Source organism: Bdellovibrio sp. HCB288, from assembly GCF_047305935.1.
GTDB lineage: Bacteria > Bdellovibrionota > Bdellovibrionia > Bdellovibrionales > Bdellovibrionaceae > Bdellovibrio.
Window position 1 is genome coordinate 2,537,591 of sequence record NZ_CP178619.1, and the last position, 14,005, is coordinate 2,551,595.

Below are 14,005 nucleotides of genomic sequence, written 5' to 3' on the forward strand. Positions count from 1 at the left end.
GTCAATTTTTGAGTTTCTTGTTTCAATAGCGCGTTTACACGAGGTCAACAAGTCTTTGTTCTTGATTCAATCAGAGTCTTTTCTAATAATGCAGCTGAGGAAGTCTCTTTGCAAAAATACAAAAAACGATCGTTCTTTTCTTTAGATTTGTTTTCCGGTTGCGGCGGTACCGCGCTCGGGATTGATGCTGCAGGTTTTGAAAGCATCGGACATGTAGAAATTGATCCCGTTGCAAATAAAACTTTGGAGTTGAACTTTGGCGTCTCTCCGCTTTCTTCAATAAAAGCGGCTAATGGGGACGTTACAAAAATCAATTTGAAGGTTTTGAAAAAAGAGCTAATCAGTCACGGTATTAATTCGCTTGATCTTCTTGTTGCGAGTCCACCTTGCCAAGGCTTTTCTGCCGTTGGGCGAGCAAAGCTCAATTCTCTATCTAGCAAGTGTTTCTCGAAAGATCCAAGAAACAAGCTTTATAAATCTGTATTGGAGCACATTTCATTCTTAAAGCCTAAAGCTGTACTATTCGAAAACGTACCAGGTATGCTTAATGTCCGTGGAATAAATTTTGCGGAAATTTTCTGTGATGAACTGAACTCCCTTGGTTATAACGTAAAAGTTAGCCTCTTGAATTCATCTTGGTATGGCGTTCCCCAAAGTCGGGAAAGAGTTTTTATTGTTGGGTACCGTAAAGATCTTGGCATTGCTCCAAAATTTCCTCACAAAACACACAATGTAGATAATGTCGGTGGTGCGGCAGTTCAGCCAATTCGACTGGGTGTACAGTGGAAATCGCCAGATTATTACATCGACCCAGATTCCATTCCTGAAATTGCTAATGTCAAACTTGGTGTTTCGGCGGAAAATGCTTTCGCAGATCTTCCAAAATTCCAGGCGCATCTCAAAGAGGGCTATCGTCCAAGTCGCGATATTGTTATGAACTATGAAGATGTCCCTTTGAATTCATATTGTTCACTCATGAGAAACTGGCCTGGGTTTGAGTCTGATTTCTTGGCGGATCACTTTTGCAGAAGAAACCCAAGAGATTATCCAATTTTCAAAAAAATGAAGTCTGGAGATACTTATCCGGAGGCTCTAGAAATTGCGAACGCAATCTGGAGTTTGACTAAATTGGATTTCTCTTCTGGGAAAATTTCTAAATTACCTTTAAAAAACAAAGTCGTTCCGCCATACCGATCTGACAGTTTTGCGCAAAAATGGAGAAAATTGTATCCTGATAGATTATCTTGGACGCTAACAGCGCACCTTGAGAAAGATGGATACAGTCATATCCATTTTGATTCAAAACAAGCGCGTACTATTACGCCAAGAGAGGCTGCTCGACTTCAGAGTTTCCCAGATGGTTTTAAATTTCATGGTACGATGGGGAGAATGTTTAAGCAGATTGGAAACGCTATTGCGCCTTTGGTTGCAGAAGCGTTGGCTAAGCAAATTATTCTCGATTTGCAAAAGAGTGAGCTTAGTAAGCCCAGAAGCAAAAGACTTGGTTCCAATGATGTGGAATCATATTCTTAGCTATTGTCGTGTAGAATGGTCTCTCGTGTAGACGCCCAAGTTGTGTCTTAAATCACTTGTCCTTAGTTTTCGTTTTCGTCATTACTGAAGTCCGCGATTATCGCATAAGAGTAAAGAAATCCGCGCACAAAACATAGGCGGTTTCTTCCGGGGATTTCGTCGCGACAGCTGTGACGTCAGCGATTGCACTCGCCAAGATCTCTTTTATTTTCAAAACATCTTGTTCACTAAGACTGAGAGCTCCTGAGTAGTGCAAGTCCGCTCTGGGGTTTTCGCGAATTTTCTCTATTGCTTTAAATCGCCAGTTCAAGTGGTGATTTACAATACGCGGGGAGTGCGGCGGCAGATGCACGTGGCGGCTTCCTGGCGTCAGCTTGTCGTCCTTTTGGTGAAGTACTCCCAAGTTCAAAAGAAAATCAACAGCGCGGGAAATTTCATTTTCGGGGCGGCCTAGGGCTGCCGCTATTTTTGGAGTCGTTGAATACTCGGGGATCGAAGACAGCACGTGAATCGCGGCGAAAATGTAGGAAGAGTAAAAGCGTTCCTGGTCTTCTTCTGAAATGGTTTTTTCTTTGGCTATCCGGTGGGAGATCTCGCTTTGGCGTTTGCGGGCGTCGTCGATTTGTTGCTGCATTCGTTTTTTTAGTGGGATTGTGCCGGCGCGGGATTTTAGGACTAACAGGATAAAGTAAAAAGACTCTTCCTCGTCGTGGCCCAGGAACTTATTAAACTTTTCAGCTTGCTCTAACGACAGCTCGATTTGTTCCCCCATGACTTGCGGAAGCAGGGACGTGTGAACACCTAAAGCTTCTGCGACCTTAGTCTTGGTGCCGGGTTTGGAAACTTCGAAGAATGCGTGCAGATAACCTCTGTAGTCTGTGAATGAATAAATGGAATCTGTTTTCATCGCTGCCGTCTTTGTGTTTGCTATCGTGTTTAGTAATTACTAAAGTATTTGTTTAATAGCTTATAAAATTGATCTTTTGTTTTCAACTTCTAACGTCGATTCTGATAAAAATTAGAAGGGGGATTTATGAACTCGGTATTGTTAGCTTTGCTATTAGGTCTTGGCACTAAGGGCGTCGTCAACGGCGGTGGTGGCAAAGGTGTTCGGTGTGGGAACCGTGTGCAGCTGATGGATCTTTATGAGGGGCAATTGGTGGGATATCCGATGCCTGCGACGACGGGGAACTTTGATGCAGATTTGAAAATGTATCTGCCGAAAGTAGTGCGCCAGATGGCGGCTCCGGGCTCTAACGTGGATGATCCTTCAAGCATCGACAGCCAGATTAAAGCGGTCTATGGCATGCTTGGTAAGGTCATTGATTTGCCTCGTGGCGAAAAACTTCAATTTACCAATGATGCTACGTTGCCGGCCTTGCCACATGGTTGTCAGTTCGTGCAAGTGGCCGTGAATGTCGTTGAAGAAGTTAATGGCAAATATGAAATCAAAGTCTATCGCGATCGCGAGCTGTGGGACATGATGGCCCCCGTGGACCAGGTGGGGTTGGTTTATCATGAGTGGATTTACTGGATGACTCGGGTAGTGGGGGATGCGCCTAAGTCTGATGATACACGATATATGATCGCAAAACTATTCTCGGGCTTAGAGACCTTTGAAAGCTTCACGCCGATTTGGAATAAGTCGCAGATCGTGCAATGCTTTTTCTTTAAGTCAGGTGCCAGATATCAAATGCAAAGCTTTTATGCGGCATCTGAAATTGAAAATGGAGTTGAAGGAACTGGAGTCTACTTTCACATTCTAGATGGACAGTATTTGATTTCCCGAACCAGAACGTTCATCCCTGGGATCACGCCGGATTCTTTGCTTAAATCAGATCAGCTCAAGTCTGTGACTGCGGTTTCAAGTCCACTGTTTCATCGTGGTTGGACGATGGAGTACAATGTAAACAGCAGACTTCAACAGCATTCTTTGCGTATTACGCCAGCTGGTCAGCAGCCCACTGGAAGCTTTGCGGTCGGATCTTGCGAAAGTAAATAATATTTAGAGGTGGCACTCTTGCGGGTGCCACCAACGACTTGTATGTCGTTAACCAGCTCCCGGTGGCCCCTGTTGGGGCGGGGGAGTGCAACATAAGGACTCAGTATCGGGGGCTTTGAGCGTAGTTCCTTATGGGGAATAGATGTTGGGTATCGGGAAAACCCCTTTTATATGCCTTAGACCTCAGGGTTGATATGGGACTTTGTTTTGTTGGTGGCAAGTGCCTGGTACTGCGGATGATCTATGGCATTGAACTGATGATGGGCTGGCTAGAATATAAAATGCTGCTTTAAACTGGGACCTAAATAAGAGGTACCATGGTTAAAACCATTATTTTGTTTAACGACGGCACTGGACAAAATTTGGATTCTGAATCACCTTCGAATGTTTTGCAGCTTTATCAAGCTCTACCGGGCGAGAAAAGAATCCTGCTTCATAGTGATTCCTATAAGGTCGATGAAACTTTGAACTATCACTCAGTCTATATCCGGGGAGTGGGAACTGATTCTTTAGTAGCAAAGGAACCCGAACAAGATGATCGCACGTGGCGCGAAAAGTTTGGTGATTTTATATCCGGCAAAATTTCTACCACGAAGGAATATATCACAGGAAAGTCTATTCAAGATCGCATTGATCGTACATTAAAGTGCCTGGAGTCCTTGTGGTCCCCAGGTGACATCGTGATAGCAATCGGATTTAGCCGGGGAGCTGCCTCTTTACGTTTGGCCATGGACTACCAGGGAAGGAACGTAGTGGGTTTTCAAACTGAATACTTGTTGGTTTTTGATACGGTCTACTCGGTTTTGGGAGAAGTTAAAATTGGAAACGAAACGGTCGGGCCGCGATTTCAAAATTTTGATATAGATGCTTCAATAAAGTATTGTGATCATATTATCGCAGGCGACGAGATGCGCTCCATGTTTCCACTCACGCCGGTAAACCCCAGGGAAAATGTGCGACAGATACTATTTGCGGGCGCTCATTCAGATGTCGGGGGAGGAAATCCTTCGCAGTCCTTGTCGGATATCTCGTTGTTATTTTCAATTAACGCGTTGAAGGCCAATGGTATTCAGCTTGATGAACAAAGTATCTCAAATCTTCAGTTGCAACCAGATCCCACGGCGAAAATAACTTTTGATCGGTTCAATGGCACCGGACAAAAACATTATCCGCGAGATCTTGCGGCAGTTACCTTTCTTATTCATAATTCCGTCTTTATTCGCGCGAACGCCAAAGAATCCGTTTCCATTGCGTTGGCTCAGTTATCCACATTTACAACGACCTCCAAGGAGGAACTCGTAACCGTGAATACAGTAGACTCATCTTTTGACTACTAAATCGTCAATCCCGCCATTTTTTCTCTGAAAATGCCGAAAATCTATAATCAAAACTGGGTCAAATCAATTGTCAACGTCGACAGTTTCTCTTCAGGTGAAGGCCTGATGACTTCCAATGAGTCTTTGATGGCTGTGACCAAGATTTCTTTGACCCTCACATGATCTTTTGCAGCAATCGAAAAGCAAAGCGAGTAGTGAAGGTCATCGGACTTTTCAAACTTCAATCGTGGCATCAGCCAGCCTCGCCAATTCTGATGATGCTGGACTACAAGTGGCGAGTCTTTACTGATAAAGATATTCTTTGCCCCAGGCTCAAGCGAGCCTCGTAGTTACAACTACTCAGCGCAAATTGTTTCTTCTAAATTCAGATTTTTTAGAACGATAACAGCATCTGCTTCACCGCAAGTGTTGCTGGAAGCGACAGTGCCACGAAGCGATTTTGAATTCGCATACAAGCCATTAACAGCTGAAGACATTTCAACCATTCCGCCGTCACATTCAACGATAAAATTTCCTTCGCCAAAGTCTGCAAAGTGAATTGCGATAGTGTTGTATTCCATTGTTGCGGATTTAGCTTTCAAATTGAATCTTGGTGGAATGAATTCGCCATTTTCATCATATGATGGCTCTTCCAAAGAAGCTTCAATTTTCCATGCATTCTCTGATTTGTTAGTTGTAAGAGATTTGATTGTTGCTTCGCCACTTTTAGCTCTGAAGCACATTTTGTCTTGAGCAAAAGAAGTTTGAGCGGACAAAGACATAGCTACTACTGCGAAACCCAACAACATTGACGTTTTCATAATTTCTCCTTGCGGACTTAGCCGCTTTGTTTTTAAGTTGCGGCAAATATATCCGCCCACAACGCTTTGCACCAAAAAATCTTCAGACCATGTCGAAATAACGTTGTAAGTAACTGTTTTTAGCCAATAATTTATATATATGAGAATCCCTAAAGACGACCTGACTTACACGGTTTTTAGCGAAATTTACCTGCGCATGGATGACCCCAAGGGCAAGCGCAAGGCCTTTTTGATTTTAGAAAGCGCCTTAAAGCTTTATGCGAAAAAAGGGTGGGATCAGGTATCAATGCAGATGATCGCGCGAGACACAGATCTTTCCAGAACTGCTTTGCTTCATTACTTTAAAGATCCTGCAGAGTTGCGTATTTTTGCTATCAAATATGTGCGCCTGCTTTTCCAGCGATTCGCAATCGACGCAATGTCGATTGCTAAAACTCCTGACAAAATGCTTGAAGCCTATGTGCGTTCTTGTTTTAAGTGGGTGGATTCTTCGCGGTTGCATGCACAGGTTTGGCTTTCCTTTGTTACCTCTTGTGTGAATACCAAACAAAATCGCGCACTCAATACAGTCGCCGTAGAGGCGGGGAATGATCGCATAGCTGCATTGCTATCGGCAGGAAAGGCTGCAGGCTTTTTCACCTGCGAGAATCCCCAATTGGCAGCAACAACTATCCAAGCCCTCATAGCCGGGGGAATGCTTTGCTATGGGACTGAGGACTCTAAAGATGAAGGCAAGGGGTTGATCGAAGGCCTTGTCGCCCAGGCCTTTTTTGCAGCTGGTGCGAAGCCGCGCGCCTAAGCCACTCCAGCATATGCTTTGCAATCTCTAAAGGGCAGAGTCTGCGACAGACTCTAAAGAGGTTAAAGCAATGGCCATGGCGACATACTGTCGAACATTTAAACACCTGGTAAGCGTCCTTACGCTGGTCCTTGCCTGTTCGGCGGAGGCCAGCCCCGTTGCCTGTGAAAATGTCTTTGCTTCCACAATCACTCGGCCTGCAAATACCAAGTATCAACTCCTGTGGAGGGATGCCCGAACGCGGGATCTGCAGTCCCATGAGATCCCGGATGTAGCGACTTTGAAGCCTGAATTGGAGCAGCTTCAACGTTCGATTTTTTCCAAGCAATCAAAATCCAAAACGAGACTGTTTTTTACGGATCAAACAACCGCGCAGGCCAACGTCGAAAGAATTCCCATTTCAAATTACGTAGGTCGCTCGAACGGTTCTGATATTTACAGCACCACTTACTACGAAAAAACCACATATCGCCGTGGCCCGCTTTTTATTGAAAAGCACGAAATCAAAGTACACGAGGGGCTGCCCAAGCAGGTCTTGAAAGAGCTGGATAAACTGTCTGAAGAATATGGCTGGGATAAAGGCGAACTTAGAAGACGTATCTTCAATGATATTTCTAAGACTGGCTCCGTGAGTGAAATAAGTAGTAATGAATTATGGATCGCAATGGACCGGGCTAATATCGCAGGAAAACAACTTCTTGATGAAAGCTTGGGAGACGTTCTTAAGTTTTCTTTAGGTCAATACGAGCGCAGAAATTGGACTCCCGACTTCATCGACCAGCTTGTTGCCAAGGCGTTCTCTGCTCTTACAAAAACTGACTATGTTGTGGTTAGGGAAGCTACTGTTGATAATCAACCAGGAAAAATCGTGGGCAGTATCGGTTACACTCGATCAACCTATGCTCAGTACCGGTATTTCAATAAAAAAACAAATCGCTGGGAAGAACATCTGAATGATTTGGATATCCGCTTCCTTCCTTCGAAGTCGTCACCTTTTAGCACCAAGGATTTAGGCTATACGACCAATTTAGAAGTCCTGCCGATGGAGGAGTTTTTTGGTCCTCATTATGAATTGCCACGCCCTGGATTGGTTGATTACGTCCATGACGGAAGATCTGCGATACCTCCGATGGTGGAAGATGCTTTAAGAAATTACATGCATGCGGATACGACCAAGCCTTTTGCGATTTATACCGGACAGATTTTTGAACCGGTGAAGTTCGCGATCTCCAAAGAGTCTGGACAACGCCGCGTTGGTTATTCAGCGATTTTGTTGGAGCTTTTCAGCAGTGTCTTCAGTTCGGATCGCCCTGCGCAGTTCAATGCTAAGGCTCAACGCCTTTACACCTATAACACCGCAGAAGGTGTTGTTATGTATAAGGGCATGGGCTTTAAAGACATGGGACCAGAGTGGTCGCATGTGGATGCCGAGGGCGTTCAATGGTTTGGCTTGGAGCTGACCCCACAAAAACTCATCGAAACAATCACGAACCCAGCCTTCATGAAAGGCCGGGTTGCCGAAGATTTCGCGAAAGAGTTTGAAGCTTCGATCGCCAGAACACTGGAATCACAAAATCAATGAGGGTATTCCCTCCAGAGGGATTTAAACTTTAAATAGGTCCATATTGAAAGCAACAAGAATCTGGGATTCGCTTTTTTCAACGCGCTTTGAGATCTTTGAAATCTGAAGCACCAACTCCTTGCGAAGTTCCCTGTAGTCCTCTTTAGAAATTGTCATCGGCGCGGAAAAGAAGAAATCGTCCTCCTGTTTTTTGAAGTCTGAGGTTGGCGGAAAGAAGTGGGAACTTTTATCCGTCAGCGGAGTGAAATAAAAATCCTAGATATTGCGGCCTTGGCTCTCTCGGCAAGGGTTTTTCCTTAACCAGCTCCCGGTGGTCCCCCCTTTTTTAATGTCTTTGACCTATCAGCTGCTGTAAAACTATTGAAAGCTAGAAGGTTTGATCATCAAAAGAACTTTGTCACAAATTAAGTGTATTCTAAGATCACTTGCCTCAGAGCTGTCGACTCCGGCAGCTCAAAAACAGTATTAATTTAAACTATATTGTTCATTGAATTATAATAATTTTCTTTCGAATCGTTTTCCCCTAATTTGAGTTCATCAACAACGAATAACAACGTTGAAAACAACGAGCTTAAAAACACGGGAGAACACCATGAACACATTTATCACTAACGACGGCGCGAAACTATTCTACAAAGACCAAGGCACTGGCCAGGCATTTGTATTCAGTCACGGCTGGCCTTTGAACTCTGACGCTTGGGAAGATCAAATGATGTTCTTGGCAAGCAAAGGTTACCGCGTGATTTCTCACGATCGCCGTGGTCACGGCAGATCCGAACAAACTTGGGACGGCAACAACATGGATACGTATGCTGATGACCTATCCCAACTGCTTGAATATCTGGACGTTAAAAATGCGATCTTGGTGGGGCACTCTACGGGCGGAGGTGAAATCACTCGTTATATCGGTCGCTACGGAACCAGCCGTGTCGCTGGCGCTGTTCTAATAGGTGCGGTGGCTCCAGGTATGATGAAGTCCTTGATGAACCCACACGGGCTTACGATGGACGTATTTGATGGCATCCGTGCGGGCGTCATGAACGATCGTTCCCAATACTTCAAAGACTTTACAACTGCCTTCTTTGGAGCGAATCGCCCCGGCAACAACGTCAGCCAAGGCATGAAAGACACATTCTGGTTGCTGGGCATGCAGGGCTCATTGAAAGCTCAATATGATTGTATTGCGGCATTTTCGGAAAGTGATTTCACCAAGGACTTGAAACGCTTTGATATGCCGACGCTTGTGATCCACGGCGACGACGACCAAATCGTTCCGTTCGAAGCTACAGCAGCTCGTGTTCCGCACTATGTGCCACAAGCTCAGGTGAAAATCTATAAAGGTGGTGACCACGCATTGCCGGCAACTCACAAACAAATGATCAACGCAGACTTATTGGCATTTGCGGAAGAGATTGAAATGCGCAGATCTGAAAACTTGACTGCGACGTGCAGCCTTTAGAATCGAAAGCCCCCAAACCCTCCTCCATGAAAGAACTCAATCGTGAGAGAGAACTAGTATTTCTTTATAGATTCTAAGTCACCGCAAAACCATTCACTATTGTTAAAGCCTGTTCTGACAAAACAGGCTTTTCTTTTTTGGCAATACTCTCCAATCATGCTTCAATAATCCTTCACCATTTTGGAGGTAAGTATGGCTCGTTATGTTGATGGTTATGTGATTCCGATCAAGAAGAAGAACGTAAAGAAATATAAAAAGATGGCGACGATGGGAATGAAGACGTGGATGAAGTACGGCGCCCTGGATTACTATGAGTGCATCGGTGATAAATTGGACGTGCCCTATGGGACTTCGTTTCCGAAACTTTGCAAACTAAAGAAAGACGAAACTGTTGTTTTTGCTTTCATCGTTTACAAATCCAAAGCCCACTGCGTTCAAGTGAACAAGAAGGTTCATGCAGAGTTCGCAAAAATGGATCCAAAAGAGATGGAAGAGCTCTTCTCGATGAAAAGATTCTCTACCGGCGGTTTTAAAGTTCTGGTGAGCAATAAAAAGTAAAGCCATCATGGGTGTTACGAGGTGACGCCTATGAAAGTGTACGTATTCAAATCACTGCCGCCGTTTTTGTGGGGATACACACGCGACATTCGTGCTATGTGGGCACTTGAAGAGTGTGAGATACCCTACGAAACGGTGGGCCTTGATTGCGGACCAAATGGTCTGCAGGGCGAAACGATCTTCGAGGCGACTCCCATTTTAAACAAATCCCGGCGAACCCGCGGTGGCCTGGTTGAATGCAGGATTTCAATCGCGATTTGCGGCAAGACACGGACCATACTGCGAATACCTTGCGAACTCTCGCGGGCAGCATTGGCTTAAGCTGGTTATGGTCCGTTCTTTTAATTGGTCACGGGGAAGTAGCTAGTTATAGTTGCGTTTCAAGCCAAACTTGTAACTGAACGTTAGGTTGAACTGTTTGCCACCGAAAGCCATCGTTGTCGCTTTTGTGCCCGACTTATATTTCGGAGTGACCTCACCATACTCAACACCGACAGTCAGATTTTTTACACCTAACAAATTCCTGCATGCAGAGCCCAGTGTCCATCCTTTTAGGCCTCTCACGTTGCCAGAAGTGAACTCGCCGTCGTTCGATTCTGAATCAAAAACGTGTTGGTTGTAGTAGAAGTCCCAAGTACATGTGTCAGTTTCCAAACCACGGTAGGCGATTTCCGCACCCGTCGCATTAGAGTTCACAAGTTTGGTATGAGTACCATCACCGTTACCTTCTGGGTTTCGTACGTATTGTGATCTAAATACGCGAACCTCCGCCTGGCCCTTGCTGGATGTGAACATGTAGCCCAGATAAGTTGTCAGATCATCTTGCACGCGCTTTTGATTAGGATAGCTGCCGGTGTCGCCACGAGAGCCTGTCACACCAATATAAAGGTCATGATTTTTCAAGTAGGGAGAGCTTTTAGCATAAACTTTGCGAAGTGCATTTGTGATACGCATTTCCATCGTACCAGCTGCTGATGGATATGAGTTTGCACGGGAGTCAAATGGAGTGACATTGGATTCACCTTTGACACCGTCGCCATCAATTACAGAGAAGGACGCAAGGAGCACCCGGTCTAACTCTTCTTTCAGTTCATAATTCACCTGTATACCTTGATCGTAGCGGACCTGAATTCCGTATGGTGCCGTCATATAATAGCGACTTGGTTTTCCTTCCAAGGGTGATAGTCCACTGGCGGCAAAGCTTCCCGCTAGGATTGTTACATCCTGGGATTTGCTAATATCGATATTTGCACCAATTGAACCCAAGAACCAAGGACGATCAACATAGCCATCGGCGCGCATGCGATTGGCATTGTGAAAGTTCCGGCGATCCTTCTCGTTATAGTCAAGAACTTGATTTTTAGGGATTGCACTGACGGTGATAAAGATCTGCTTGATTCGCGAATTGGCAAAGTTCTTGGAAACCTTTGCATCACCTTCAATGACGGTATCTCCAACTGACGTTTCATTGCCGCCGTGTTTGCGAAGATCATTATTAAGTACTGCTGCAACCTGTCCGGTAACTGTTGCGGCAACGCAAACGCCTTTCGCTAAAACCCCACCTGCAAGATAGCATTCCAAGTCTTCGTTGGTGCTGTGGGGAGCTTGATTATAATATGATGAACTCTGTGCTTGGCCCACCGAGCCTGCAAGCAGCAACGTGCCCATCATTATTGTTCTTAAGTAATTACCTTTTGTGTTCGTCATGTTTTCTCCTTGTTTACATGACGAACTTTGGTTTCAAGTTGCGTACCAAATGCACCCAAAGCAAATTACCAACAGCATGAACACCACGAAGCGTGTTTTTGAATTCGTTGTTGAAAAATTTAAGCACAATTGATGAATATGAATTCGACAAATAATGCAAAGAGCGCCTGAATTACGATGGAACGTTTGGGCTTGTTCGGTGAAAAAAAAGAGTGAAGCACCATCTCCTTGCGAAGTTCAAGGTAGTCGTCTTTGGATAAAAAATAAAAAAGGGAGCCGCAGGGCTCCCTTTTTTTGCGTGGCACATCCCGAAAAGGGAACTGTTACCTAGGACGGACTAACAACAATCGCCTTGCCCGCGGCACTCGATTTCCTGACCAGATTGTTCGTCTACCAAAAAGATTCGGTAGTTATCAACCGTATTACGTAAATCCAAATGCAGTTTGCCTGGGAGTGAATAGTAGCCAAAACCTTTTGCTTTACCAAGGCCACCCCAGCTGTGTTCAGCTTCCTGAGTTTTTACCAGAATGGCAGAACTGTTTCCTTGAACAACTGTCACTTCGCCAAGCTCCATGGAGGCATTGACTATTTGGCCTTGTCTGTAGGAGGAGTGATACTTAAACACCTCATTTTGAGTGTAAATAGCGATGTCTTTGCCGCAAACCAAAGATGGTGAAGTTCCAGCCATGGCATTTACTGCGATCAGGGAAAAAACAGCGGTTTTAAGAAAAAGAACTTTCATGGAATTTTCCTTTATTAAAATATTTGTTTTTCTTTTCTACTATTTGCACGTGTAGCGAGCCCAAACGCCCGTAGTATAAGTTTGGTCCAACGCCACAGTTGTATTTGGGTAGATGTCCGCGAAACCTTGGTTGGTGGAGAACCACTGAACATTGTTAAATGCTTGGCATCCTTGGTTGGCTTTGCTGTACGTGAAATCTGCACCGTAGTGACCATCACTGCCCATCCACTTCACTGCACCAATACATGTGCCAGTTGCACCAGCGCCCTTGATGGCGATTTGGTTGTCGTTGAATTGAACCAGGATTTCAGAATCCGCCTGGACCGCATTACCAACATTTTTCAGGCTGCAGATATAATATGGTTTTGCCGCGAAGGCTGTAGAACCAAGACCCAACATTAAAAGTGCACAGAATACTTGTTTCATCGAATACTCCTATTTATTCAGATACGTTTGTTATTTCTAACTTCAAATGCAGTATACCCTCGGGGATTATCCAAAAAAAGATAGATGTTCTTAATTAGTATACGGTTTGTTCATGTTTAGTGTACGACTGTCTGATCTTTATACGGCAGCCGGAGTCCGCCCCGGAAGTCCAGCGCAAACCATGATTACTGACAACCAGCCTTGAAACGACGGGCTGCGGGTTTAGCCTGATATTGGAATACGACAAAATAGGAGGTCCTTATGGGAATGTTCGATTTCATCAAAGATGGAGCTGAAAAGCTTTATGGTAAGAAAGATGAAAAAGCTCCGGAACAGCCTAGCCGTCCCGTTGCCCAGAATGCAGCCCCTGCCAGCAGCGCAACCGCAAGCAGCCAAGCGGCGGCGCAGACCTATACGGTGAAGGCCGGGGATACGTTGTCAAAAATTGCCAAACAATTTTATGGTGACTCCAGTAAGTACGAAGCAATTTTTGAAGCGAATCGCGATATCCTCTCTGATCCAAATAAAATTAAACCAGGGCAGAGCTTAAAGATCCCACCAGCAAGTTCGCCACGCCAGCAGGCTTCGCAAAATCCTCAGGTGTAGATGGTTCAAGGTGCGGCATTTCTGCCGCACTTTGAGGCAGAATGAATCGGGCGGTGTAGCAAGCTGTGGTAAAAATCTCCTCGTACCTGAAAACCAAAATACACAGGAGATTTTATGAAAGCGTTAAATTTAGTGATCACCCTTATTTCCGTACTTGCTTTTAATTCAGCTCATGCGAGCTCAGGTCAGGCACTTCGTCAGTTGATCAGAGACGTTCAAGTGTCCCAAGGACTTCTATACAATGGAACAGTTGAGGCGCAGATCTGTGAAGACAGTGCAAGCTCTCAGTACCTATTGTTTGCAAACAATAGGTCCGAGATTTTCGCAGTTTCCATTGATTCTGGTTTTTCATCCTCTGTCGGCGACGAGGGTTGGATTGCAGCAGATACAGCAGAGTTGATCAACCTTCTGGAATGCACTCACGCGAAAGTGCGAATCAACCAATAAAGTGAAG

The 14,005-nt window shown here is 44.9% G+C and carries 14 protein-coding genes; 9 read left to right on the forward strand and 5 right to left on the reverse strand.

Annotated elements, in window-relative coordinates; genetic code table 11:
* The first annotated feature begins 108 nt into the window (after positions 1–108).
* Positions 109–1,533 (forward strand): DNA cytosine methyltransferase, encoded by a 1,425-nt coding sequence (locus tag ACLVWR_RS12410; RefSeq protein ID WP_413580964.1) that lies wholly within the window; start codon positions 109–111, stop codon positions 1,531–1,533.
* 97 nt (positions 1,534–1,630) lie between these two features.
* Here ACLVWR_RS12410 and ACLVWR_RS12415 read toward each other — a convergent pair whose 3' ends face one another.
* Positions 1,631–2,440: a TIGR02147 family protein gene (locus tag ACLVWR_RS12415; RefSeq protein ID WP_413580965.1), complete on the reverse strand. Its 810-nt coding sequence runs from the start codon at positions 2,438–2,440 to the stop codon at positions 1,631–1,633.
* A gap of 126 nt (positions 2,441–2,566) precedes the next feature.
* Between ACLVWR_RS12415 and ACLVWR_RS12420 the strand changes: the two genes are divergently transcribed.
* Positions 2,567–3,535: a hypothetical protein gene (locus tag ACLVWR_RS12420; protein WP_413580966.1), complete on the forward strand. Its 969-nt coding sequence runs from the start codon at positions 2,567–2,569 to the stop codon at positions 3,533–3,535.
* Positions 3,536–3,852: 317 nt separating this feature from the next.
* Positions 3,853–4,872, forward strand: a complete 1,020-nt coding sequence (locus ACLVWR_RS12425) for a phospholipase effector Tle1 domain-containing protein (protein WP_413580967.1) — start codon at positions 3,853–3,855, stop codon at positions 4,870–4,872.
* A gap of 335 nt (positions 4,873–5,207) precedes the next feature.
* Here the strand turns inward: ACLVWR_RS12425 and ACLVWR_RS12430 are convergent, their stop codons facing one another.
* The gene (locus tag ACLVWR_RS12430; protein ID WP_413580968.1) at positions 5,208–5,672 is read right to left on the reverse strand and encodes a hypothetical protein; all 465 of its coding nucleotides are present in this window, start codon (positions 5,670–5,672) and stop codon (positions 5,208–5,210) included.
* A 139-nt stretch (positions 5,673–5,811) separates the two neighbouring features.
* Between ACLVWR_RS12430 and ACLVWR_RS12435 the strand changes: the two genes are divergently transcribed.
* From ACLVWR_RS12435 to ACLVWR_RS12450, 4 genes are all read left to right on the forward strand, one after another.
* A complete protein-coding gene (locus tag ACLVWR_RS12435) occupies positions 5,812–6,471 on the forward strand; it encodes a TetR/AcrR family transcriptional regulator (protein ID WP_413580969.1) in 660 nt (219 codons plus the stop codon).
* A 76-nt stretch (positions 6,472–6,547) separates the two neighbouring features.
* Positions 6,548–8,053 carry a hypothetical protein gene (locus ACLVWR_RS12440; RefSeq protein ID WP_413580970.1) on the forward strand — a complete coding sequence of 502 codons (1,506 nt, stop codon included), beginning with the start codon at positions 6,548–6,550 and terminating at the stop codon, positions 8,051–8,053.
* A 592-nt stretch (positions 8,054–8,645) separates the two neighbouring features.
* Positions 8,646–9,512 (forward strand): alpha/beta fold hydrolase, encoded by an 867-nt coding sequence (locus tag ACLVWR_RS12445; protein WP_413580971.1) that lies wholly within the window; start codon positions 8,646–8,648, stop codon positions 9,510–9,512.
* 192 nt (positions 9,513–9,704) lie between these two features.
* Positions 9,705–10,070, forward strand: a complete 366-nt coding sequence (locus ACLVWR_RS12450; protein ID WP_413580972.1) for a DUF1428 domain-containing protein — start codon at positions 9,705–9,707, stop codon at positions 10,068–10,070.
* 363 nt (positions 10,071–10,433) lie between these two features.
* Here the strand turns inward: ACLVWR_RS12450 and ACLVWR_RS12455 are convergent, their stop codons facing one another.
* The 3 genes from ACLVWR_RS12455 to ACLVWR_RS12465 form a co-directional block, all read right to left on the reverse strand.
* Positions 10,434–11,777 carry a hypothetical protein gene (locus tag ACLVWR_RS12455; RefSeq protein ID WP_413580973.1) on the reverse strand — a complete coding sequence of 448 codons (1,344 nt, stop codon included), beginning with the start codon at positions 11,775–11,777 and terminating at the stop codon, positions 10,434–10,436.
* A 337-nt stretch (positions 11,778–12,114) separates the two neighbouring features.
* Complete coding sequence (locus tag ACLVWR_RS12460; RefSeq protein WP_413580974.1) at positions 12,115–12,519, reverse strand: hypothetical protein; 405 nt, start codon at positions 12,517–12,519, stop codon at positions 12,115–12,117.
* A 39-nt stretch (positions 12,520–12,558) separates the two neighbouring features.
* The gene (locus ACLVWR_RS12465; protein ID WP_413580975.1) at positions 12,559–12,945 is read right to left on the reverse strand and encodes a hypothetical protein; all 387 of its coding nucleotides are present in this window, start codon (positions 12,943–12,945) and stop codon (positions 12,559–12,561) included.
* 261 nt (positions 12,946–13,206) lie between these two features.
* Here ACLVWR_RS12465 and ACLVWR_RS12470 point away from each other — a divergent pair, with 261 nt between their 5' ends.
* Both ACLVWR_RS12470 and ACLVWR_RS12475 read left to right on the forward strand, forming a co-directional pair.
* Positions 13,207–13,551 carry a LysM peptidoglycan-binding domain-containing protein gene (locus tag ACLVWR_RS12470; RefSeq protein WP_413580976.1) on the forward strand — a complete coding sequence of 115 codons (345 nt, stop codon included), beginning with the start codon at positions 13,207–13,209 and terminating at the stop codon, positions 13,549–13,551.
* Between the two features lie 114 nt (positions 13,552–13,665).
* Positions 13,666–13,998, forward strand: coding sequence for a hypothetical protein (locus tag ACLVWR_RS12475; RefSeq protein ID WP_413580977.1), 333 nt, complete (start codon positions 13,666–13,668; stop codon positions 13,996–13,998).
* The last annotated feature ends 7 nt before the right edge of the window (positions 13,999–14,005 follow it).